Below are 23,692 nucleotides of genomic sequence, written 5' to 3'. Positions count from 1 at the left end.
AATTCAATTTTACCATAATCAGGTGAGGAGTTATATATTTTTATGCAAGAAAAAACCCCGTAATTATACGGGTTGTGGCGTTTCGCAAACGTCTAAAGATTATATAAGAGAGAGGAGTTGACTTTAAATACTATAGATTTAGATTTTAATGAAGAAAGGATTGATAATATTTCTGACATGACTGTAGACTTCATAGAGGAAATTACTGAGCCTAAGGATATTGATTTTACAGAGATATTTACAAACCAAGACTTAATCTCTTATATGAATAGCTTAACTGATAAGCAAAGAGAAATATTATTTCTAAAATATGTTAAAGAATTAGAGGAAAAAGAAATAGCGGCAAGGCTTGATATTTCTATTCAAGCAGTTAATAAAACTAAGAAAGTAGCTGTTTATAAAATAAAAAGACAGTTAGGAGGTGCAAGAAAATAATGGAATATTTTAAAGAGTTAATAGGTACGGTAGGATTTCCAATTGCAGTATCAGCATTTTTACTGGTTAGAATAGAAAAAAAGCTTGACCAACTTAACAATACACTTATAGATTTAATGGAAGCGTTCTTAAAACAAGGTAATTTAGGGTGATAAAGCCATGAGTGATACTGAATTTAAAAATTTATTTGAGGCTGCTCAGAAAGGAGATATAAAGTCTTTAGAAACATTGATTGATATGTTTACGCCTTCTATACGTAAACAAAGCTTTGTTAATGGTAAACTAGATAGTGATTGCCAACAAGAACTTACTTTAAGACTTATTAACTGTATTAGAAATTTTAACTTTGATACTAAAAAAGATATTTCTGACTATTTGAACATTGATGATGAATAGTATTGCAGTGGGGTGTGACCCCACTTTTTTTATGATTATATTTATTTTTATGTACTATTATGTATTGAGTTTGTGAGGATATGATTCTGTTAACAGCTACTACCCTTATGGAGTTACAAACCAAATATAGTATTTATTTTCACAATTAAAATGAATTGATATAATGTACTTATACATAATAAAACAGTATTCCCGCCTAAAGAATGAAAGGGTGATTATGATTAAAAAGATAATTAGTTGAGTTATTTTTATTGTTATCGGCATATCTAGGGGGACATTTGAAGAACTTGTACTGTAAGAATATGAAAATGAGGCTAGAGAAAAGGTATCTAATGAAGTAGGAATAAGGAAAATTTCATTAAATAGAGATTTGAAGTGAAAGGAGATTTAGGAATAGATTATATAATGGTGATTTAAGGAGTGAAACATTAATGAGTACAAAAATGATTAGACTTCATTTTAATATTAAAAGAGCAATTGAATATTTAACTATATTCCTTATGATATTATTCTTTTTATTAGGTTGTACAAATAAGCATTTATCAGACTCAAAAGGAATTAAAGGTTCTTTTAGTGACTTTGTATTACCTTATTATTCAAGTGAACAGTTTGATAACGTAAATATAGAGAAACTTGTAGGCAATAAATATATTGTGAAATTTAGTAATGACAACGAAAAAATTACAAGTGAATTTTTGAATTATTTTAGACAACTTCAATTAGAAAAGGTAGAATATAAGGATTTTCCAGAAACTACATTTTTAAAAGAAGTATATGAAGTTAATTTTAAAAACAAAGAAACATATGCAAAAATGAAAATTCAAATTTTTGATAAAACATATATTGATGTTATAAATTTTACTCATGAAAAGATAACTGATAAAAAAAGAAACATGGTAACTTATAAGCGAAAAATAGATTCACAAACATATAAAATATGTAATTCAGAATTAGATTTTGAATATATCGAAGATGTTTTTAGTTCATTAGACTCAAAAAAAGAATAATTACAGACTCTGTAAATAAAATAAGCTGAGGTAAGTAAACACCTCAGCTTATTTTAAAGTGTTTATTTTATTATGCAGCTATCCACCCCAGAAGTATGAACAGCAATAAGAGTTACATCTGTTGGTATAGTTGCTGTTTTAATAGGACCACCTATTGATTCTCGTAAATCTGTAATTTTTCAAAAATATTATCTAAAATTTCATAGTCAATCTCTCCATTCGTGATTTCATAAATACCAAAATCTTTGTCATTACAAGATATGCTAATTCGATTACTCCCAAATGTCGTAATTATGAGTCGCCCAAATTTATCTTTTTGATAAAAAAATATATTATAAGGAGTATGTTTTTGTTTAACGATATCTGAGTTCTCCATTATTTTCGTCTTTTGTCTATCTAATGAAAATTCTTTAATATGTAATGATTTTAAGTATTCGGTGACTAAAGGCAAGTATTCATCCTTCATATCTTTTCTATAGAGACCATCTTCTGTACCTGTTATATACATCGTTAATCCATAGTGGTTGTTCTTAGTTAAATCTACCTTTGTTAATTTTGAGATTGTTGTTGATTTATTTTCATAATAGAAAATAGTGACAACTATTAAAACCGTTAATAATATTAGTAATATTACTTTATTTTTTTTCAACAAATACACTCCCTTATTTATGTTTTACAGGTATATTATAACATTTACAATTGTGTGTGTAAATATTTTACAGCCCTAGATGATAATATCATCTAGAGCTGTCTCAGCCATTAAGCTAATTTCCAACCATTTGGAGTGTGAACTGCATATATTGTTGGAGTATCATCTTGTGTTTTAAGATATCCTCCTGGCCAACCTTTTTTAGGTGGAATATATCTAGTAACTTCATTTAATTCAAACTTAGCTAAGTCATAATTAAAATCTTTGTCAGTTAAAAGAATACGAGCCTCTCTCCATAGTTTGTGAGTTTGGCTTACCAATGATAATGACATGTTATCTATACAACTAAGATAAGCACTAAGCGGATCAAGGATTTTTTCTCCTGCCTCCTTAGCTATATACCCTATTCCTTGTCCTATGATATAGTCTCCTGCTCCATCAATTAAAGGCTTGGCTGTAGAACTTGATCCCCCTGTCATTTCCGATAAAACTCTATAGGCTTCCTCTTCCAGTTGTCTAACCTGATTTGCGTTGTAAATTCTATAAACTATTGACATACATACTCTCTCCTTTTTATTATTTTATTTTGTAAGACTCTCTCTGTTGGCCAACTTATTTCGTCTTACACTATATAAAAGGACATATCTATTAAAATTTTTTTGTAACTGAAAAAATGAAAAGATATATTTTCTTATTAATAGTAGGTAGATGCATTATCGGTAAAATGCTATGTAAAAAGAACTAAAGCATTCAATCAATGATATAATTATAGTAGATTGTTTTATATATAATATAACTGATTAAAAAGGAGATGGGGTTTTGGGTTCGAAAAATGCAAATCGTTAATATTGATAAATACCTAAGTTTGTAACTTAATTCTGCTAGTATTAATTCTTTAATTATAGTAGTAATAGGATTATTAGCTTGGATATACAGATCAAACGATTTGTATGTATTTTCTACAATTATGTTGTTTCATATTATAAATTACATATTTAGATTCTTTACTCAAAAAAAGGATATATAATATACAAATAAATTAAATAAATAATGAAGGAATATGATTTCTATTGACGAAATATATTATAAGTTTAAATATAAAACGATAGAGATATTTTTACTAAGTAAAAGGAGATGTGGGGCATGTCAAAAGTTATTGCAATTTTCAATCAAAAAGGTGGAGTAGGAAAGACAACAACAAATGTAAATCTTAGTGCATGTCTAGCTAAAAAAGGTAAAAAAACACTAGTCGTAGACATTGACCCACAAGGTAATACAACTAGTGGATTTGGAATAAATAAAAAAGAACTGACTTTATCAATATATGATGTATTAATTAATGGAATAAATGCCAAGGAAGCCGTAATAAATACTAGTATTGAAAACTTGCTTATAATACCTTCTAACGTAGAGCTTGCTGGAGCTGAAATAGAGCTTACAAAGCATGATGATAGAGAACTTGCACTAAAGAAAGCTATTGAAGATATCAAAGAAGACTATGACTATATATTTGTTGACTGTCCACCTTCATTAGGATTATTAACTATAAACTCATTAGTTGCAGTAGATAGCGTACTAATACCTATTCAATGTGAATACTATGCATTAGAGGGTGTTAGTCAGCTGATGGATACTATAAAGTTAGTAAAAAGAAGTCTTAATCCTCAGCTTGAAATAGAAGGAGTAGTACTTAGTATGTTTGATGGCAGGACAAACTTGTCAATACAGGTAGTAGATGAAGTAAAGAAATTTTTTAAGGGTAAAGTTTACACAACAATTATACCTAGAAATGTAAGGTTAGCTGAGGCACCTAGCTTTGGTATACCTATCATTGATTATGATCCTAAATCTAAAGGAGCAGAGGCTTACTTAGAGCTGGCAGAAGAATTTTTAGATTATGCAGAGGATGTGATATAGATGGCTGTGAAAAAAAGAGGCTTAGGGAAAGGTCTTTCAGCGCTTATACCGGATGAGATAGTTAATGAAGCTAAAACTGTAGTAGATGACAAAGATAAAATTATTAATATAGACATTTCTTACATAGAGCCAAATACTGAACAACCTAGAAGAGAATTTGATCAAGAAGCTATACAAGAGCTCGCACTATCAATAAAAAAGCATGGGATAATACAACCAATCATAGTAAGAAAGCAAAATAAAGGATATCAGATAGTTGCTGGTGAGAGAAGATGGCGAGCTGCAAAGGAAGCAGGATTAAAAGAGATTCCATCTATAATAAAAGAGCTTGAACAAATGGAATCTACTGAGGTTGCTTTGATTGAGAACATACAACGAGAGGATTTAAACCCCATTGAAGAAGCAATTGCATATAAAAATTTGATTGATAGATATAATGTCACACAAGAAGAGATATCCAGTATAGTTGGTAAAAGCAGATCTTACGTAGCTAATATAATAAGGTTACTAAATCTAGATGAGCAAGTAATTAAATTAATGTCAAATGGAAAACTTTCTAATGGACATGGGCGAACTTTGTTAGCATTAGCAGATAAAGAAGTTCAGCTGAAAACTGCTAATGCAATAATTGAGAATGAACTAAGTGTTAGAGAAACAGAAAGACTTGTTAAAGGTTTAATTGAAGACAACAGCGTAGAAAAGAAACAGAAGGTAAAGAAAAGAAAAGATCCTTCATTAATTGAATTTGAGGAATCATTAAGAAAAATATTAGGAACTAAGGTGCAAATAATTAAAGGAAAGAAAAAAGGTAAGATAGAGATCGAATACTATAGTGATGAAGACTTAGATAGAATACTTGAGGTTTTATCTAGATAGTGTTTCACGTGAAACACAAAAACAAGCAAGTAAACAAGGAAAAAACTTCATATTATGCTCTATTATATACAAGATATCTAATAAATACCATTAAGTATAAGATGGTATTCTGTTATAATTATAATTGATAAAGTAAGCTATACTTGATTAGAGTAAAGCTAGACAAATTTAGAGGCTATGCAATTATAGTTGACTGATATTATGATTTTAACTAGATAAATGTTCATTAGGTAAAAAACATAGTCAATTTTTATTGTTGCTAGTTATCGGAAAAATGGACTTAAGGAGCGTATGTATATGGAGGTTATAATATATCAGGTAGATGCATTTACAGAAAAGCCTTTTGGGGGTAACCCAGCAGGAGTTGTTCCTGATGCAAGAGGACTATCTGAACTACACATGCAAAGAATTGCTAATGAGATGAATTTATCTGAGACTGCCTTTGTCATTGAGAAGGATAGTAGAAATTATGAAGTAAGATTTTTTACACCAAAGTGTGAGGTCGATTTATGTGGACATGCTACTATTGCTACATTTTATGTGTTAGCCCAAAAAGGATATATTAGGAATATAGATAATGGAGTAATAACAGTACATCAATTAACTAAGGCAGGCAAGCTGCCAGTAGAGATTTATTTTAAGGATGGTAATGTAGAAAAAGTAATGATGTATCAGGGAACGCCTTGTTCGTTTGGAGTAGTTAATGATACTGCTAGTTTAGCTAGCATATTAGGGATATCATCTGACAACATTGGAGTCAATGGGGCAACCTTGTGTCCAGAAATAGTAAGCACTGGGCTAGCTGATATCATAGTACCTGTTAGAAGTAAGGCTGTTTTAGATAGTATTGACATTGACTTCAGAAAACTAGAAGAATTTTCTGTTAAATATAACGCTCTAGGAGCGCATGTTTTTTGCTTTGATGAAGACTCTGACAGTACAGTATTTTGCAGAAATTTTGCACCTGCTGTTGGGATAAACGAAGAAGCAGCAACGGGGACTTCAAATGGCGCATTAATACATTATCTTAAGAAAAATAATTTAATTAGTAGAGACGAAATGCTAGCCAAACAGGGACAAGCATTAAATAGACCAAGTGATATATTTTGCCAGATAGAAGAAAAAGATGGATCTTATACTGTGAAAGTGGGAGGAAAGGCTAATATTGTCTTACAGGGCATAATCTCATTATAAAGCTTTTAAATATTAAGAAATCCGAGCACATCATATCATAGAGTGATTTTGATGATAGGGTTCTGGTTATCTACGATAAAAAGATATCTAGAATGTCTATTTTTTTCTTGAACAAGCTTGAAAAGATTACAATAATTTAATAATTATTGGTTGTATAGAGTATACAAATCTAATTGACTTATAATTCAAAATAATATATAATTATGTTGAAATTTACGGATTAATTTAATACTACAAAGCATAACTTACACGAGATAAAGGTAACAGCATCAAAAATGGTGCTGTTTTGCTTTAAAACGAATGAGTCAAAAAATTAACAAACTCAAAAAATATTTACCGTAAAAGGAGGGTATATAATGGAAATTAAGTTTGATTGGAATGAGAACAAGGGAAAAATCGAAGAATTAAAACAAGTTATCGAAAACAGTAAGGATAAAAAAGGTGCTTTAATGCCAGTACTACATGAAGCTCAGAGAATTTTTGGCTATTTACCAATTGAAGTACAGACAATCATAGCTGAGGGATTGAAGGTTCCTCTATCAGACATTTATGGGGTTAGTACTTTCTATTCACAATTTACATTGGTTCCAAAGGGACAATATCAAATAGGAGTATGCTTAGGAACAGCATGTTATGTAAAAGGTTCACAAGCAATTATTGATAAAATTAAAGAGCAATTAAAGCTAGAGGTAGGAGGAACAACACCAGATAGAAAATTTTCTCTACAAGCAACAAGATGTATCGGTGCATGTGGTCTAGCTCCTGTAATGACTATTAATGAAGATGTATATGGAAGACTAAAGGCTGAAGAAGTTCCTGAAATTCTCAAAAAATATACTGAATAGGCAAACGTTATCAAAGCTTATATTATAACTCAATGCACTTATTTAAGGGTTATTTTTACTAAAGAATATTTTAAAATACTTATGACTTTTATAAACAAGCGAAGACGCATTTAATAATATATTTCTAATGAAACGAAATATGGAGGTGTAATTATATGAAATCTTTAGAAGAATTAAAGAAATTAAGAGATGAGGCTTTAGATAATGTAGATTTAAGAAAGCAAAAAGCTAATACAAGGATAGTAGTAGGAATGGCGACTTGTGGTATTTCTGCTGGAGCAAGACCAGTACTTATGACTTTAATAGAAGAAGCTAAAACTAGAGGCCTTGATGATGTTGTAGTAACTCAAACTGGCTGCATAGGAGTATGTAGATTAGAGCCAATAGTAGAAGTTTATAGACAAGGTGAAGAGAAAGTAACTTATGTTGATATGAATCCTGAAAAGGCTAAGCGAGTTATAGCAGAGCATATAGTTAACGGAAAGATTGTTAACGAATATACAATCGGAGCTTACGAAAAATAAAATTAAATTCCTAAATATTTTATTTCTACAAGGTGTATTTGAATGAAGGTTTTATTGAAGTATTTGACATAGATATAAAAAATTAGCCTAAGTAGATATATAAAATGCTATTGTAATAGTTTTTAAATGTTTCACGTGAAACAAAAAATGTAAGGGAGGTCAAGGGAATGAATATATACAGAGCACATGTTCTAATATGTGGAGGTACTGGCTGTACTTCATCGAACTCTGATAAAATACAGAAACAATTTGAAGCATCTTTAAAGGAAAAAGAACTGGATAAAGAAGTGAAAGTAGTAAGAACAGGTTGTTTTGGATTATGTGAAGCAGGACCAATTGTCATAGTTTACCCTGAAGGGGCTTTTTATAGCCACATAAAGATTGAAAATGTTGATGAAATAGTTGAAGAGCATTTATTAAAAGGAAGAATAGTAAAACATCTTCTATATAAAGAAGCTATAGAAGAGGATGTCATAAAATCTCTTAATGAAGTTGACTTTTATAAGAAACAAAAAAGAGTTGCATTGAAAAACTGTGGAGTTATCAATCCAGAAGAGATAAACGAGTATATTGCATTTGATGGATATATGGGTCTCGGTAAAGCTCTAACAGAAATGACACCTCAAGAAGTTATAGATTTAATAAAGGAATCAGGACTAAGAGGTAGAGGTGGAGCTGGATTCCCAACAGGACTAAAATGGCAATTTGCAGCTGCGGCTAAAGGTGATCAAAAATATGTTTTATGTAATGCTGATGAGGGAGATCCTGGTGCATTTATGGACAGAAGTATACTTGAAGGAGACCCACATTCAATAATAGAAGCAATGACATTGGCTGGATATGCTATTGGGTCAAATCAAGGATATGTGTATATAAGAGCAGAATATCCTATCGCTGTTAGAAGACTTCAAATAGCTATTGATCAAGCTAGAGAAAAAGGATTACTAGGAACAAATATATTTGGCAGTGGATTTGATTTTGATATGGAAATAAGACTTGGAGCTGGAGCATTTGTATGTGGTGAAGAAACTGCACTTATAGCTTCAATAGAAGGCGAGAGAGGAATGCCTAGAACAAAGCCGCCTTATCCTGCGAATAAAGGACTTTGGCAAAAGCCATCTTTATTAAACAACGTTGAAACATACGCTAATATACCTCAAATAATTATAAATGGACCACAGTGGTTCAAAAATATAGGAACAGAAAAGTCTTCGGGAACAAAAGTATTTGCACTAGGAGGAAAGATTAATAATACTGGACTAGTAGAAATTCCAATGGGAACAACACTAAGAGAAGTAATATATGATATAGGCGGAGGAATTCCAAACGGAAAGAAATTTAAAGCTGTTCAAACTGGAGGACCTTCTGGTGGATGTATCACTGCAGATCACATAGACACTCCTATAGATTATGAGACTTTAATGGCTCTAGGTTCTATGATGGGATCAGGTGGTATGATAGTAATGGATGAAGACACATGTATGGTTGACATTGCACGATTCTTCCTTGACTTTACTGTTGAAGAGTCTTGTGGTAAATGTCCTCCATGTAGAATAGGCACAAAAAGAATGCTTGAGATACTAGAAAAAATCACTTCAGGCAAAGGAGAACCGGAAGATTTAGATAGATTAGAAAAGTTAGCAGAAAATATTAAGGCTTCAGCACTATGTGGGCTTGGACAAACAGCACCAAACCCAGTACTATCTACATTAAAATACTTTAGAGATGAATATGAGGCTCACGTAAATGAGAAAAGATGCCCTGCAGGATCATGTAAATCATTAGTTGCATATCGTATAAAACCTGATGTTTGTAAAGGTTGTACACTTTGTTCTAAGGTATGTCCTGTTGGTGCAATAAGTGGAGAAAGAAAGAGCGTTCATGTAATAGATAAGAGTAAATGTATTAAGTGTGGTGCATGTATTGAAAAATGTCCGTTTAACGCGATCACTACGAAGTAATAAAATATTGATGTAAAGGGGTGTAGATGTTGAACAAGGTTACTATAACTATAGATAATCAACAAATCCAGGTTCCAGAGAACTATACTGTTCTTGAAGCTGCTAGAAGTATTGGAATAGATATACCAACTCTTTGTTTCTTAAAGGACATCAATGAAGTTGGCGCATGTAGAATGTGTTTAGTTGAAGTACAAGGAGCAAAAGCTTTACAAACTGCATGTGTATTGCCTGTAACAGAAGGAATGGTTATAAAGACTAATACAAAAACTGTAAGGGAAGCTAGAAAAGCAACTCTTGAGCTTATACTTTCAAATCATAATAGAGAATGTTTAACTTGTACAAGGAATGGGAATTGTGAACTACAAACACTTTCAAATGAAATGGGAATCAAAGATATTCCTTTTGAAGGAGATAAAACAGAATGTGTAGTAGACCTTTCCTCTCATTCTATAGTTAGAGATACTAGCAAATGTATAGTTTGTGGAAGGTGTGTAAGTGTTTGTCATAAAGTTCAAACTGTAGGTGTACTTGGATTTATAAATAGAGGATTTGAAACTACTGTAGGACCAGTGTTTGATAAGGGAATAGGCGATGTTGCATGTATAAATTGTGGGCAATGTATTGCTGCATGTCCAGTTGGAGCATTAAGAGAGAAGGATTCTTCTGAATATGTTTGGGAAGCTTTAGAAGATTCAAGTAAACATGTTGTAGTTCAAACAGCTCCAGCAGTTAGAGCTGCTCTAGGAGAGGAATTTGGTTTACCAATGGGCACTGGAGTAACTGGTAGAATGGCCGCAGCTTTAAAAAGATTAGGATTTGATAAAGTGTTCGATACAGATTTTGCTGCAGATTTAACTATTCTAGAAGAAGGATATGAACTATTAGGCAGATTAAAAAATAACGGGAAATTACCTATGATTACATCTTGTTCGCCTGGTTGGATTAAATTCTGTGAGCACTATTATCCAGAGTTTTTAGATAATTTATCTACATGCAAATCACCTCATGAAATGCTAGGAGCGTTAATTAAGTCTTATTACGCTGAAAAAAATAATATTGATCCTAAAGATATATTTGTTGTATCAATAATGCCATGTACAGCTAAAAAGTATGAGGCAGCTAGAGGAGAGCTTGCAACATCAGGATATCAAGATGTGGATGTAGTTCTAACTACTAGAGAGCTTGCAAGGATGATTAAGGAAGCAAGAATAGATTTTGCTAATCTAAAAGATGAAGACTTTGATGAAGTATTAGGAGAATCAACTGGTGCTGGGGTTATATTTGGAGCAACTGGTGGAGTTATGGAAGCTGCGTTAAGAACTGTAGCTGAAGTTGTTACAGGAAAAGAACTTGAAAAAATCGAATTCAATCAAGTTAGAGGAACTGAAGGCATAAAAGAAGCTGAAATTGATCTTGGTGAGGTAAAGGTTAAAGTTGCAGTTGCTCATAGTACAGGTAAAGCTAGAGAGTTACTCGAAAAAGTTAAATCTGGAGAAGCAGATTATCACTTTATAGAGGTAATGGGATGCCCTGGTGGATGTGTAACAGGCGGCGGACAGCCTCATTTAAGCTCTAAAGACAGATATACAAAGAATGTAATGGAATTAAGAGCTAAAGCTCTTTATGATGAGGATACTAGTAAGGCAATTAGAAAGTCTCATCAAAATCCAATGATTAAAAAACTCTATGAAGAGTATTTAGGAGAACCAAATAGTCACAAATCACATGAACTTCTTCATACACACTATATTAAGAGAGATAAGTATCCTATTGACAATACATGTGAGTATAATAAATATTGTTTAGGATTTGACGAAGCTGCATCATGTGAAGAATAAATATTTATAAAAAATCTGGCTAAAATAGCCAGATTTTTTTTATATTCTTTTATGAATTTATAATCAAATGCTATCAAAGCAAGTAAATCAGTTAAAGTGAAAAGCGTAAGCAGTTGTTACATTAATACAATAGGTATATTAGGTAATCGTCCACAAAATAACAAACGTTGACATACTACAACTATCAGTATTAAACTGAGTATAAGTAAAAAAGCGTCTTTTTATTTATGCAATCCACAAATCTATATAAACTAAATTAGTTTATATAAGACTCAAGCACACCATTCTATATAAGGTAGTTCACATATCTTTGATTTTCATTTTAAGATAATATACTAGAAATCAAATAAAGCAAGTTGTTATAAACTATGGTCAATTATTATATTTAAAAGATAAAATATGTATAGACGTTTATAAGGAGAGATAAAATGATGGAGTTTGTTTTTGATTGGGACTTAAATAAAGAAAACATAATAGAATTAAAAAAAATTATTGAAAATCATAAACATGAAAAAGGTGCATTAATGCCTATATTACATGAAGCACAGAGAATTTTTGGATATTTACCGATAGAGGTCCAAGGTTTAATTTCAGAAGGTTTAAATATACCGTTGTCAGAAATATACGGCGTAGCTACATTTTACTCTCAATTTACGCTGATCCCTAAAGGGAAATTCAAGATTGGTGTGTGTCTTGGAACAGCATGTTATGTGAAGGGTTCACAAGCAATAATTGACAAAATTAAAAAAGAGCTTGGTATAGATGTAGGGCAGACAACAGCAGATAAAAAATTTTCATTAGAGGCGACTCGATGTATAGGTGCATGTGGTCTTGCACCAGTAATGACTATAAATGAAGATGTGTACGGTAGACTTAAGGCTGGAGATGTAACCGATATTCTAAAAAAATACAAAGAGATAGAGTAATGGAGGGGTGTAATGAAATCTTTAGAAGATCTAAAAAAGCTCAGAGAAGAAGCTTTACAACAGGTTAAGCTTAGAAAAAATAGAGATGGAGTTAGAGTTGTCGTTGGCATGGCAACTTGTGGCATATCTGCCGGAGCTAGACCAGTTTTAATGACTATAATCGATGAAGTAAGTAAAAGATCATTAGAAAATGTTCAGGTCACTCAGACGGGATGCATAGGTGTTTGTAGGTTGGAACCTATTGTTGAAGTATACAAGGGGGAAGAAAAGGTTACCTATGTAGATATTGATGCAGATAAAGCAAAAAGAATTGTTGAGGAGCATATAGTGAATGGAAAAATTGTAACGGAATATACTATAGGGGCTTATGAGAAGTAAGCTTTTTCAAATAAGTTTAAGGAGAGATAAGAATGAACTTCTTTAGAGCACATGTATTGATTTGTGGTGGTACGGGCTGTACTTCATCTAGCTCAGACAAAATTGAAGCAAAGTTTAATGAAGAACTAGAAAAAAACAAGCTAAATAAAGAAATTAAGGTTGTAAGGACTGGTTGCTTTGGGTTATGTGAAGCTGGACCTATTGTTATAGTATATCCTGAAGGAAGCTTCTATAGCCATGTGAGAGTTGAAGATGTAGACACAATTGTTGAAGAGCATTTAATAAAGGGTAGGATAGTAAAAGATCTGTTATATAAAGAAGCTGTACAAGATAATATTATAAAGTCAATTAATGAGGTTGATTTTTATAAAAAGCAGAAAAGGATAGCGTTACAGAATTGTGGAGTAATAAATCCAGAGGAGATAAATGAGTATATAGCATTTAATGGATATATGGCACTTGGCAAGGCACTAACAGAAATGACATCTCAAGAAGTTATAGATTGTATTAAAAATTCGGGACTTAGAGGTCGAGGTGGTGGAGGATTTCCTACAGGACTTAAATGGGAATTTACAGCTAAAGCAGTAGGCGACCAAAAATATGTTCTATGTAATGCTGATGAAGGGGATCCCGGTGCATTTATGGACAGGAGTATTTTGGAGGGTGATCCTCATTCTTTGATAGAAGCAATGGCTATTGCAGGATATGCTATAGGTTCTAATCAAGGGTATGTATATATAAGGGCAGAATATCCTATTGCTGTTAGAAGACTTCAGATAGCTATTGATCAAGCCAGAGAAAAGGGACTGTTAGGTTCAAATATTTTTGGGACAGATTTTAGCTTTGATATGGAGATAAGACTTGGTGCAGGTGCTTTTGTATGCGGAGAGGAAACTGCGCTTATTGCTTCTATAGAAGGTCAAAGAGGAATGCCTAGAAATAAGCCTCCATTTCCAGCAAATAAAGGATTATGGCAGAAGCCTTCACTTATCAATAATGTTGAGACATATGCAAACGTTCCACAAATAATCTTAAAAGGATCTGAATGGTTTTCGGAGATAGGAACAGAAAAATCAAAAGGAACAAAAGTATTTGCACTGGGTGGCAAAATTAATAATACTGGATTAGTTGAAATACCTATGGGAACTACTTTAAGAGAAGTTATATACGATATAGGAGGAGGAATTCCAAACGGAAAGAAATTTAAAGCTGTTCAAACAGGAGGTCCATCTGGAGGATGCATACCGTCAGAGCATTTAGATTTATCGATTGAATACGAATCTCTTATATCACTAGGTTCTATGATGGGCTCTGGTGGAATGATTGTAATGGACGAGGACACATGTATGGTAGACATAGCTAGATTCTTTCTTGATTTCACAGTAGACGAATCTTGTGGAAAGTGTACACCTTGTCGTGAAGGAACTAAAAGAATGCTTGAGATTTTAGAAAAGATCACAAGCGGAGAAGGTGAGCTAGAAGATATAGATAGGCTTGAAAGTTTAGCTGAAACTATAAAGTCATCATCACTATGCGGTCTAGGGCAGACAGCACCTAATCCTGTATTATCAACATTAAAGTATTTTAGACATGAATATGAGGCCCATGTAAATGAGAAAAAATGTCCAGCAGGAACATGTCAATCACTCTTAGAGTTTTATATATCAGATAAATGTATTGGTTGTACAAAATGTGCTAAAGCTTGCCCAGTTCAATGTATAAGTGGAAAAGTTAAGGAAAAACATGTAATAGATACGGAAAAATGTATTAAATGCGGGACTTGTCAAGCTGCTTGTCCTGTTAATGCAGTAATTAAGAAGTAGAAATAGGAGGGTAACAATGGAAAATATTAAATTCAAGATAAATGACCAAATGGTCACGATGCCTGCTAACTATACTATACTTCAGGCCTGTAGAGAAATAGGAATTAGTATTCCAACACTTTGCCATGACGACAGACTAGAACCACATGCAGCATGTAGACTATGCGTAGTAGAAATCGAAGGAAAGAGAAATCTTGCAACTTCTTGCTCTACAAAGATAGAAAAAGATATAGTTGTTTATACGCATAGCGAAAAAGTCATAAGAGCAAGAAGAGATGTTTTAGATTTGTTAATATCAAACCATCCTCTAGATTGCTTGACATGCGAAAAGGCAGGTGATTGCAAGCTACAAGACTATTGTTTTGAGTATAATATTACTGAGGGCAGTTTTAAAGGTGAAAAAAAGGATTATAAAATAGATGACTCAAATCCATTTTATTATAGCGACCAAAACAAGTGTATATTATGCGGTAAGTGTGTTAGGGTATGCTCTGAGCTACAGTGTACAAATGCAATAGGATTAAGTGAAAGAGGATTTGTAACACATGTAAGCACTCCATTTGAAAATGGATTATCAACATCAGAATGCGTATCATGTGGAAACTGCGTTTCAGTTTGTCCGGTTGGAGCACTAGTACCAAAGAAAAAGGATAAATACAGAGCTTGGGAAGTTAGAAAAATTCGAACCACATGTTCTTACTGTGGAGTTGGGTGTCAAATGGATTTATTAGTCAAAGGAGAAAAGATTGTAGGAGTAGAGCCAGCTGATGGTCCATCAAATAAAGGACTTCTATGTGTAAAAGGGAAATTTGGATATAATTTTATAAATCATCCAGATAGACTTAAGACTCCACTGATAAAGAAGAATGGAAAATTTGAAGAGGCTTCATGGGAAGAGGCATATAATTTTATTACTGATAAAGTTAGTTCTATAAAAGAAGCATATGGTTCTGACGTTTTTGCTGGACTAACTTCAGCTAGGTGTACCAATGAAGAAAATTATCTATTCCAGAAGCTTTTTAGAGGTGTAATCGGCACTAACAATGTAGATCATTGCGCTCGACTCTGACATTCATCAACTGTTGCAGGTCTTGCAACAACATTAGGAAGCGGAGCGATGACTAATAGTATAGAAGAGATATCTAATGCAGAGGTTATATTTGTTATTGGCTCAAATACAACAGAAAATCATCCTGTCATTGGAGCACAAATGAAACAAGCTAAAAGAAAAGGGGCTAAAATAATAGTAGCAGATCCTAGAAGAATAGAGATAGCAAAAGATGCTGATATATTTTTACAAATAAAACCAGGAACTAATATATCATTAGTAAATGGTATGATGAATGTTATAATAGAAAATGGACTACATGATAAAAAGTACATTGAAGAAAGAACTGAAAATTACGAAGAATTAGAGCTTTTGGTTAAAGAATATACACCAGATAAAGTAGCAGAAATATGTGGGATTAATGCAGAAGACGTAGTGAAGGCAGCTGCTATATATGCAAATGCTGATAAAGCAGGTATATTCTATGCTATGGGAATAACACAGCATACAACAGGGACACATTCTGTAATGTCTATATCAAACTTGGCATTACTTTGTGGAAACATAGGAAAAGAGTCTGCTGGAGTTAACCCACTTAGAGGTCAAAACAATGTTCAAGGAGCATGTGACATGGGAGGATTACCTGCAGATTTACCAGGATACCAAAAAGTATTTAAACCAGAAGTAACAGATAAGTTTGCTAGGGCATGGGGCGTAAGTAAATTGCCTTCAAAGGTAGGGTTAACTGTACCTGAAATAATACATGGTGCTCAAAAGGATGAAATAAGATTTTTATATATTATGGGAGAAAACCCTATGGTTTCTGATCCAGATATAAACCATGTAAAGCAAGCACTTGAAAATTTAGATTTTCTTGTAGTACAGGATATTTTTATGACTGAAACGGCTGAATTCGCAGATGTTGTTTTACCGGCAGCATCTTTTGCGGAAAAAAATGGTACGTTTACAAACACTGAAAGAAGAGTTCAGCTAGTAAATAAAGCTATTAAGCCAGTTGGTGATAGTAAACCCGATTGGAAGATTCTAATGGAGCTTATGAATAAATTAGGGTATAATAAAACATATATTCATCCGTCAGAAATAATGGAAGAAATATCAACTGTTACACCGCAATATACAGGTATAAGCTATAATAGGTTAGTAAAGAAAGGATTACAGTGGCCTTGTATAGATAAAGAGCACCCTGGCACAAGATACTTGCATAAAAACTCAATTGCTAGAGGTCGTGGTCTTTTTATGCCTGTTGATAACGTAAAGAGTGCTGAAGTAACAGATAGTGAATATCCATTCGTTTTAACTACTGGAAGAGTTCTGTATCATTATCATACTAGAAGTATGACAGGAAGGGTAGAGGGACTTAATGAGTTATCTCCAGAGTCATACGTTGAAATAAACAGCACTACTGCTAGTAAGCTAAACTTGCTAAATGGTGAAAGAGTAAAACTATCATCAAGAAGAGGGGAAATCGAAACAAAAATTAGGATAACAGACATAATTGTTGATGATACGTTATTTATGCCTTTTCACTTTGCAGATGGAGCAGCAAATTATCTTACAAATACACAACTAGATTCAATAGCCAAAATACCAGAGCTTAAAGTAGCCGCTGTTAAAATAGAAAAACTTAGGAGTTGATGAAAAATGAAGGACTATGGCTCAATTCTAAAATATGCTATGCAAATGGAGCTAGATGGCTATAATTTTTTTAAAGAAAAAGCAGAAAAGTTTAGCAATGCTTCTACAAAGAAAATGTTTGAGGATATAGCCGAAGTTGAGATGGAGCATTATAACTTTCTAAGAGAGCAGCTAGAAGAATACGAAGAGAATCAAGGATTTAAGCTTGACTCTAAAGCATTTGATAGAGATGAAAAAAATATTTTTGAAAACAGAGCAGAATCTGAGCATATAAAGGATGTGCTATCTGAAAGTGATATACCAGATATAACAATTCTAAGGATGGCTTATCTTATAGAAAAAGATTATGCCGAGTTTTACAGAAATGTAGCTGAAAACACTGAAGATGAAATTGCAAAGCAGATATTTGAAAAGCTTGCACAGTGGGAAGAAGGACACGAAAGCTTTTTCAAATCTGAGTATGATAGAAGAATGAAAGAGTATATGAATTTACCTTGGGGAGGATAATATGTTTAAGGTGGGAATAATAACAGCAAGTGATAAAGGCTCAAAGGGTGAAAGAGAAGATTTGAGTGGAAAAGTCATAGCAGAAATTGTTCAGAATAAAGGCTATAAGGTAGAAAAATATATTATACTGCCTGATGAACAAGATTTACTTTTAAATGAAATGAAATATATGTCTGATGTGTTAAATGTAGATATGATATTGACAACAGGTGGAACTGGATTTAGCGAAAGAGATGTTACTCCTGAAGCAACGTTAAAGGCTGTAGACAAACTTACTCCTGGCATATCTGAGGCAATAAGATACTATAGCTTGCAGATTACACCTAGAGCTATGTTATCAAGAGCAGTTTCAGGAATAAGAAATAAGACTCTTATAATAAATCTTCCTGGAAGTCCAAAAGCAGTAACTGAATCCTTAGAATATATTATTGATAGCATTCATCATGGCCTAGAGATTCTTACGGGAAAGGCAAGTGAGTGCGCTAGATAGGGGATGCTTATGAAAAAGTTTGGGACAGCTGTTATATTAGCAGGTGGCGAAAGCAGAAGAATGGGATTTGATAAACAGCTGATCAAAATAAACGAGAGAAGATTGATGGATAGTCTAATAAATAAATTGAAGCATGAATTTGACCAAATAATAATAGTGACCAATAAGCCTGAATATTATATAGGTCTTAGTGATATGATTGTAAGCGATATAATAAAGGGTATGGGTCCTTTAAGTGGGATTCATGTAGGGCTTAAAAATGCGTCTAGTCAGCTTGTATACTTTATAGCATGTGACATGCCAAATATAAACTTAGAGTATATTCGTCATGTTAAAGAGAAGTTGAAGTATACTGATTATAAGGCTTGTGTAACTAGATTTGGGGAATGGATAGAGCCGTTTAATTCATTTTATTCAAAGGATATAATCAGGAATATAGAATACTATCTAATGGAAAATAGAAAATCGATTTTCAAGCTGCTGGAAAGATTAGAAGTGTATTATATACCAGAATGGGAAGCAAGAAATTTTAGTCCAAACTGGGATATGTTTCTAAACCTAAACACAAAGGAAGACTTAAACTATTATTTACAAAATATACCTAATATTTATTGAGGATAATGCTATGAATGATATAAAGAATTATGATATATTAAGGTTGAAAAAAGATGAGTATTCATATGAAGAGGATATAGTAGTTGTCGAGCACCCTTTCACTATCTATTTAAATGACAAAGAACTAATAACTCTTTTATGTAGTCCAAAATCACTTGAATACTTAGCCGTGGGTTTTTTAAATTCAGAAGGTTTTCTAAGTTCTTATGATGATATAGAGAACATTAGGATAGATACTGAGAAAGGGATGGCATACGTATATACTAAGAATAAGAGCCTGTTGTCTGAAAAGCTTCACGGCAAAAGAACTATCACAACCGGATGTGGCAAGGGAACAATATTCTATAATGTAATGGATTCATTTAAAACTAAAAAAATCAATAATAGTATTCCTGTAGATATAGAGAATATCAAACGGCTTGTAAAAGAATTTAATAAAAAATCCGAGCTTTTTCTAAATACTGGAGGAGTCCACAGTTGTGCTTTATGCAATAAAGATGAAATGATAGCTTTCGAAGAGGATATTGGTAGGCACAATGCACTAGACAAAATTTTGGGGAAAGCGCTGATAGATCAACTTGATCTGAGTGATAAAATAGTTTTATCAAGTGGAAGGATATCATCAGAAATTTTGATCAAGATAGGAAAAAGGCAGGTTCCAATAATAGTTTCTAGATCTGCACCTACAAGTCTAGCTGTTGATATAGCTAAAGAGTTAAATATAACACTAATAGGTTTTGTAAGAGGAGAAAAAATGAATATCTATACAAATTTTCCGAGCTTTAGCTTCTAAGGTATTATACTATGAAGCCTTAGCCGATGGGTATCGTGAGAAATTGTGATACCTCCCGTAATTGGAAAGGAAGAAATATTCGAAATAAATTATTATATGTTTTATCTGATATTGCTTAAAAATTAAGCTGGATACTAGCATATATATTTTTTTGATAAGAAAACAGTCCTTTCTGGACTGTTTTTTTTGTATACATTTTTATTATAATGTTAATCTAAAGGAGAGTGATTTTTTGAAAAAGCATTTAGCAATTGCATTAAGTTTATTATTGATCGTACTGTCTTTAGCTGGATGTGCTAACAATACACAACAAGAACCGCAACAGCTACAACAGCAGGAAAAAACTACAGGAAGCATTATTTTATCTACAACAACAAGTACAAATGACAGTGGGTTATTAGATTACTTACTGCCAAAGTTTACAGAGAAAACAGGAATAGAAGTAAAGGTTGTTGCAGTTGGAACAGGTAAAGCATTACAAATGGGAAAAGATGGAGATGCAGATATATTGCTAGTTCATGCAAAGGCTTCTGAAGAAGAGTTTGTCAAGGAAGGTCATGGTACTGAAAGAAAAGATGTTATGTACAATGATTTTGTACTTGTTGGACCAAAAGACGATCCAATAAAGCTTAAAGAAAACTATCCTAATGATACATTAGAAGCGTTTAAATCAATATCACAAGCTCAAGGTAAGTTTGTTTCAAGAGGAGATGATTCTGGAACGCATAAAAAAGAGCTGGCAATATGGAAAGAAGCAGGAATTGAGCCATCAGGCCAATGGTATATATCAGCAGGAAGTGGAATGGCTGATGTATTAAAAATTGCAAGTGAAAAAGCAGCATATACTATGACAGACAGGGCTACATATTTAAGTCTTAGAGATACACTTGACTTAGATATAGTTGTAGAAAATGATAACAGATTATTTAATCAATATGGTATAATACCGGTAAATCCAGATAAAAATGATAAAATCAATGCAGAAGGTGCTAAAGTATTCATGGATTGGATGTTATCTGAAGAAGGACAAAGTTTAATTGGGGAATATGGCAAGGAAAAGTATGGTATGCCTCTTTTTATACCTAACGCTAAATAGTAGATTGCTCATTTGATATATTGTAAAATAGTAAAGATTTTGGGTTTTGTTTTGCTCAAAATCTTTACTATATATAATCTTTTTTTGTATAACTGTAATAGTTAGCTAGTATCAAAATAGATTTTTATATTGAACTTGATTATTTAAAAAGGGGATAAAATATGGATTATATAGCTCAGGGAGTAAAAGAAGCAATAAAACTGTTAGTAACCTTTGATAAGGAAGTATATAAGATTATATTATTATCTCTTTTTGTGTCATCAGTTTCAACACTAATATCATCAATTATTTCTATACCGACAGGAGTGTATCTTGGCATAAAAAATTTTAAGGGCAAGAGGATGTTTTCCAGATTTCTATATACTTCTATGAGCATTCCTTCGGTAATAGTTGGTCTTGTTGTGGCTATCATATTGTCAAGAAGAGGGCCATTAGGCTTTCTTGATCTTTTGTATACTCCGTCAGCTATGATAATTGCTCAAACAATTTTAATTATGCCATTAATACTAGGGTTAACGTATAATCTTGCTAAAAACAGGGGAAGTGAAATTGGAAAAATAGGTACAACATTAGGTGCAACTAAAATTGATATAATAATACTTATTATGAGAGAATTAAAAATTGATATTTTTATGAATGTGGTTACAGCATTCTCAAGAGCGATTTCCGAGGTTGGAGCAGTTATGATAGTTGGAGGAAACATAAAGGGACATACAAGAGTTATAACAACATCTATTGCTATGTCTAATTCAATGGGCGACTACCCTAAGGCAATAGCATTAGGGATTGTTCTATTAATAATATCATTTTTAGTAAATAGCTTAATCTACTCATATAACGGGGAGGATTAGCATGAACATTTCATTATATAGTATAAAAAAATATTATGGTGATAAGGTAGCACTAGATATTGATAATCTAAGCATTAGACAAGGAATAATCACAGGTATAATTGGACCTAATGGGTCAGGGAAAAGTACGTTGTTAAGAATATTGTCTGGTTTAGATAAAGAATTTTCAGGAGATATAAAGTATAATGGGGATATACTTTGCAGTGATATATACAATAAGATGACACTAGTTACTCAAAAGCCTTATTTGTTTAAAAGAAGTGTATATGAAAACATTGTATATCCACTTAAGGTGAGAAAGATAAATAAAGATAGAATTAAAGCACTGGCTGATGATACTTTAAAAAGCTTAGATATAAATGACCTAAGAAGCAAAAAAGCACATTTATTATCAGGAGGAGAGTCTCAAAAGGTATCACTTGCTAGGGCCTTGATATTTGAACCACAGCTACTGTTTTTAGATGAGCCGACATCGAATATTGATCCTGAATCAATAAAAACCATGGAAAGAGAAATTATAAAATTTAATAAAGAAAAGAAATCTACTGTAGTTATTGTCACACATAATTTAGAACAAGCAAAGCGTCTTTGTGATGAAATCATATATATGGAAAATGGAAAGGTAGGTACAAATAATGGACTTTTTTAAAGTTGTTTCAGTAGAAGAAGGAAGAAAAAAACTGTTAGATGTCTTTAGAGATTTCAAGTTAAGTATTGAAGAAATCAGCATTTTAGATTCTACAGATAGAATACTTGCTGAAAATATTATATCAAATATAAATGTTCCAGAATTTAACCGTTCAACTGTTGATGGATATGCAATAAAAAGCTCTGATAGTCATGGAGCTAGTGAAGCGATGCCTAGCTTATTGTCCTTGACAGGTGAAGCTAAAATGGGACAGCATACAAATATTACAATAGAAACGGGAGAAACTGTGTATGTTCCAACAGGCGGAATGCTACCAAAAGGCTCTGATGCTGTGATTATGATAGAGCATGCCGAAAAATTAGACGAGTCTAGCCTAATGATATATAAACCTTTGTCTTCAGGTGAAAACGTAATCCTAACAGGAGATGATATAAAAAAGGGAGAATTTGTTATAGAAAAAGGGAAAAGATTGAATGCTCAGGATATTGGTGCACTTGCAGCCATAGGCATTTCTAAAGTGAAAGTCTATCAGAAACCTAGGTTTTATATAATTTCCACAGGAGATGAGATAGTAGATATCGAACAAGAACTAGAAGATGGAAAGATAAGAGATATAAATGGCTATGCGTTATATTCTCTTGTTAATAAAATTGGCGGTGAAGTTAAAGGGAAAAGTATAGTAAAAGATGATTTTAATCTTCTAAGAAGTGAGGTTGATAATGCTCTAAACATATCAGATATAGTACTTATATCAGGAGGGAGCTCAGTAGGCACAAGAGATTTTACACATGATGTAATAAATTCTTTTGAAGGAAAAGGTGTATTTATTCATGGTGTTTCTATAAAACCAGGCAAACCTACATTAATAGGAGAAGCTAGTGGTAAAGCTATATTTGGGTTACCTGGTCATCCCGTATCTTCAATAATTGTTTTCAAAGCATTTGTAGAATACTTTATTAAGGGTATTTTTGATATAAAGGATACTGTTTTAAAAACAAAAGCTATATTAAATTTTAATTTACATTCATCTCCTGGCAAAGAAACCTATCAGATGGTTAGACTAGAAGAAAGAGATAATAAGATATATGCCGAGCCAGTCTTCGGAAAATCGGGAATGATAACATTGTTATCGAAATCTAATGGATATATAATAATAAAAAATCATGAAGAGGGAATATATAAAGGTGAAGAAAGAGATGTGTATTATTTTTAATTATT

At 32.5% G+C, this 23,692-nt stretch carries 25 protein-coding genes and 1 riboswitch; of the genes, 23 read left to right on the top strand and 2 right to left on the bottom strand.

The genetic code is table 11. The features are described from left to right. Positions 1–117 precede the first annotated feature (117 nt). The 4 genes from HNR33_RS21115 to HNR33_RS21100 all read left to right on the top strand — a co-directional run bounded on the left by HNR33_RS21115 (position 118) and on the right by HNR33_RS21100 (position 1,838). Complete coding sequence (locus HNR33_RS21115) at positions 118–435, top strand: sigma-70 family RNA polymerase sigma factor (protein WP_429087561.1); 318 nt, start codon at positions 118–120, stop codon at positions 433–435. Beyond that, positions 435–587, top strand: a complete 153-nt coding sequence (locus HNR33_RS21110) for a YvrJ family protein (RefSeq protein WP_429087558.1) — start codon at positions 435–437, stop codon at positions 585–587. The genes HNR33_RS21115 and HNR33_RS21110 overlap by 1 nt, the downstream gene beginning before the upstream one ends. Before the next feature lie 7 nt (positions 588–594). Beyond that, positions 595–831, top strand: a complete 237-nt coding sequence (locus tag HNR33_RS21105) for a helix-turn-helix domain-containing protein (RefSeq protein ID WP_429087556.1) — start codon at positions 595–597, stop codon at positions 829–831. Positions 832–1,262: 431 nt separating this feature from the next. Continuing rightward, a complete protein-coding gene (locus tag HNR33_RS21100) occupies positions 1,263–1,838 on the top strand; it encodes a hypothetical protein (RefSeq protein ID WP_429087553.1) in 576 nt (191 codons plus the stop codon). 151 nt (positions 1,839–1,989) lie between these two features. Here the strand turns inward: HNR33_RS21100 and HNR33_RS21095 are convergent, their stop codons facing one another. Both HNR33_RS21095 and HNR33_RS21090 read right to left on the bottom strand, forming a co-directional pair. After that, a complete protein-coding gene (locus tag HNR33_RS21095; RefSeq protein WP_429087552.1) occupies positions 1,990–2,487 on the bottom strand; it encodes a hypothetical protein in 498 nt (165 codons plus the stop codon). Positions 2,488–2,597: 110 nt separating this feature from the next. Further along, complete coding sequence (locus HNR33_RS21090; protein WP_429087550.1) at positions 2,598–3,044, bottom strand: hypothetical protein; 447 nt, start codon at positions 3,042–3,044, stop codon at positions 2,598–2,600. A 586-nt stretch (positions 3,045–3,630) separates the two neighbouring features. Here HNR33_RS21090 and HNR33_RS21085 point away from each other — a divergent pair. The 19 genes from HNR33_RS21085 (at position 3,631) to HNR33_RS20995 (ending at position 23,687) form a co-directional block, all read left to right on the top strand. Further along, the gene (locus HNR33_RS21085; protein WP_429087548.1) at positions 3,631–4,404 is read left to right on the top strand and encodes a ParA family protein; all 774 of its coding nucleotides are present in this window, start codon (positions 3,631–3,633) and stop codon (positions 4,402–4,404) included. Next, complete coding sequence (locus HNR33_RS21080; RefSeq protein WP_429087546.1) at positions 4,405–5,280, top strand: ParB/RepB/Spo0J family partition protein; 876 nt, start codon at positions 4,405–4,407, stop codon at positions 5,278–5,280. Between the two features lie 297 nt (positions 5,281–5,577). Further along, positions 5,578–6,474 (top strand): PhzF family phenazine biosynthesis protein, encoded by an 897-nt coding sequence (locus tag HNR33_RS21075; protein WP_429087544.1) that lies wholly within the window; start codon positions 5,578–5,580, stop codon positions 6,472–6,474. A gap of 356 nt (positions 6,475–6,830) precedes the next feature. Continuing rightward, positions 6,831–7,319: an NADH-quinone oxidoreductase subunit NuoE gene (gene nuoE / locus HNR33_RS21070; protein WP_429087542.1), complete on the top strand. Its 489-nt coding sequence runs from the start codon at positions 6,831–6,833 to the stop codon at positions 7,317–7,319. Positions 7,320–7,474: 155 nt separating this feature from the next. Continuing rightward, positions 7,475–7,843: a (2Fe-2S) ferredoxin domain-containing protein gene (locus tag HNR33_RS21065; protein ID WP_429087541.1), complete on the top strand. Its 369-nt coding sequence runs from the start codon at positions 7,475–7,477 to the stop codon at positions 7,841–7,843. 167 nt (positions 7,844–8,010) lie between these two features. Next, positions 8,011–9,804, top strand: a complete 1,794-nt coding sequence (nuoF, locus tag HNR33_RS21060) for an NADH-quinone oxidoreductase subunit NuoF (RefSeq protein ID WP_429087538.1) — start codon at positions 8,011–8,013, stop codon at positions 9,802–9,804. 29 nt (positions 9,805–9,833) lie between these two features. After that, complete coding sequence (locus HNR33_RS21055; protein ID WP_429087536.1) at positions 9,834–11,642, top strand: NADH-dependent [FeFe] hydrogenase, group A6; 1,809 nt, start codon at positions 9,834–9,836, stop codon at positions 11,640–11,642. 431 nt (positions 11,643–12,073) lie between these two features. Beyond that, positions 12,074–12,568: an NADH-quinone oxidoreductase subunit NuoE gene (gene nuoE, locus HNR33_RS21050; protein WP_429087563.1), complete on the top strand. Its 495-nt coding sequence runs from the start codon at positions 12,074–12,076 to the stop codon at positions 12,566–12,568. Positions 12,569–12,580: 12 nt separating this feature from the next. Then, positions 12,581–12,946, top strand: a complete 366-nt coding sequence (locus tag HNR33_RS21045) for a (2Fe-2S) ferredoxin domain-containing protein (RefSeq protein WP_429087533.1) — start codon at positions 12,581–12,583, stop codon at positions 12,944–12,946. Between the two features lie 32 nt (positions 12,947–12,978). Beyond that, positions 12,979–14,769 (top strand): NADH-quinone oxidoreductase subunit NuoF, encoded by a 1,791-nt coding sequence (gene nuoF, locus HNR33_RS21040; RefSeq protein ID WP_429087530.1) that lies wholly within the window; start codon positions 12,979–12,981, stop codon positions 14,767–14,769. Positions 14,770–14,785: 16 nt separating this feature from the next. Further along, the gene (fdhF, locus tag HNR33_RS21035; RefSeq protein WP_429087528.1) at positions 14,786–17,473 is read left to right on the top strand and encodes a formate dehydrogenase subunit alpha; all 2,688 of its coding nucleotides are present in this window, start codon (positions 14,786–14,788) and stop codon (positions 17,471–17,473) included. Between the two features lie 6 nt (positions 17,474–17,479). After that, the gene (locus tag HNR33_RS21030; RefSeq protein ID WP_429087525.1) at positions 17,480–17,980 is read left to right on the top strand and encodes a ferritin-like domain-containing protein; all 501 of its coding nucleotides are present in this window, start codon (positions 17,480–17,482) and stop codon (positions 17,978–17,980) included. A 1-nt stretch (position 17,981) separates the two neighbouring features. Then, entirely contained in the window at positions 17,982–18,470 is a 489-nt protein-coding gene (locus HNR33_RS21025; protein ID WP_429087523.1) for a MogA/MoaB family molybdenum cofactor biosynthesis protein, read from the top strand. A 9-nt stretch (positions 18,471–18,479) separates the two neighbouring features. Then, a complete protein-coding gene (gene mobA / locus HNR33_RS21020) occupies positions 18,480–19,085 on the top strand; it encodes a molybdenum cofactor guanylyltransferase (RefSeq protein ID WP_429087520.1) in 606 nt (201 codons plus the stop codon). A gap of 10 nt (positions 19,086–19,095) precedes the next feature. Further along, positions 19,096–19,878, top strand: coding sequence for a formate dehydrogenase accessory sulfurtransferase FdhD (gene fdhD, locus HNR33_RS21015; RefSeq protein ID WP_429087518.1), 783 nt, complete (start codon positions 19,096–19,098; stop codon positions 19,876–19,878). Then, positions 19,847–19,966: riboswitch (molybdenum cofactor riboswitch) on the top strand. It overlaps the preceding gene by 32 nt. A gap of 144 nt (positions 19,967–20,110) precedes the next feature. Next, a complete protein-coding gene (locus tag HNR33_RS21010) occupies positions 20,111–20,974 on the top strand; it encodes an ABC transporter substrate-binding protein (RefSeq protein WP_429087515.1) in 864 nt (287 codons plus the stop codon). Between the two features lie 161 nt (positions 20,975–21,135). Beyond that, positions 21,136–21,825 carry an ABC transporter permease gene (locus HNR33_RS21005; protein ID WP_429087512.1) on the top strand — a complete coding sequence of 230 codons (690 nt, stop codon included), beginning with the start codon at positions 21,136–21,138 and terminating at the stop codon, positions 21,823–21,825. A gap of 1 nt (position 21,826) precedes the next feature. Beyond that, positions 21,827–22,474, top strand: coding sequence for an ABC transporter ATP-binding protein (locus HNR33_RS21000; protein WP_429087509.1), 648 nt, complete (start codon positions 21,827–21,829; stop codon positions 22,472–22,474). Continuing rightward, the gene (locus HNR33_RS20995; RefSeq protein WP_429087507.1) at positions 22,461–23,687 is read left to right on the top strand and encodes a molybdopterin molybdotransferase MoeA; all 1,227 of its coding nucleotides are present in this window, start codon (positions 22,461–22,463) and stop codon (positions 23,685–23,687) included. The genes HNR33_RS21000 and HNR33_RS20995 overlap by 14 nt, the downstream gene beginning before the upstream one ends. Positions 23,688–23,692 lie beyond the last annotated feature (5 nt).

The sequence above is a fragment of the Brassicibacter mesophilus genome, assembly GCF_050433385.1.
Taxonomy (GTDB): domain Bacteria; phylum Bacillota; class Clostridia; order Tissierellales; family Proteiniboraceae; genus Brassicibacter; species Brassicibacter mesophilus.
The sequence above is the reverse complement of the archived record's forward strand: the minus strand, read 5'-3'. Positions and strand labels throughout refer to the sequence as shown.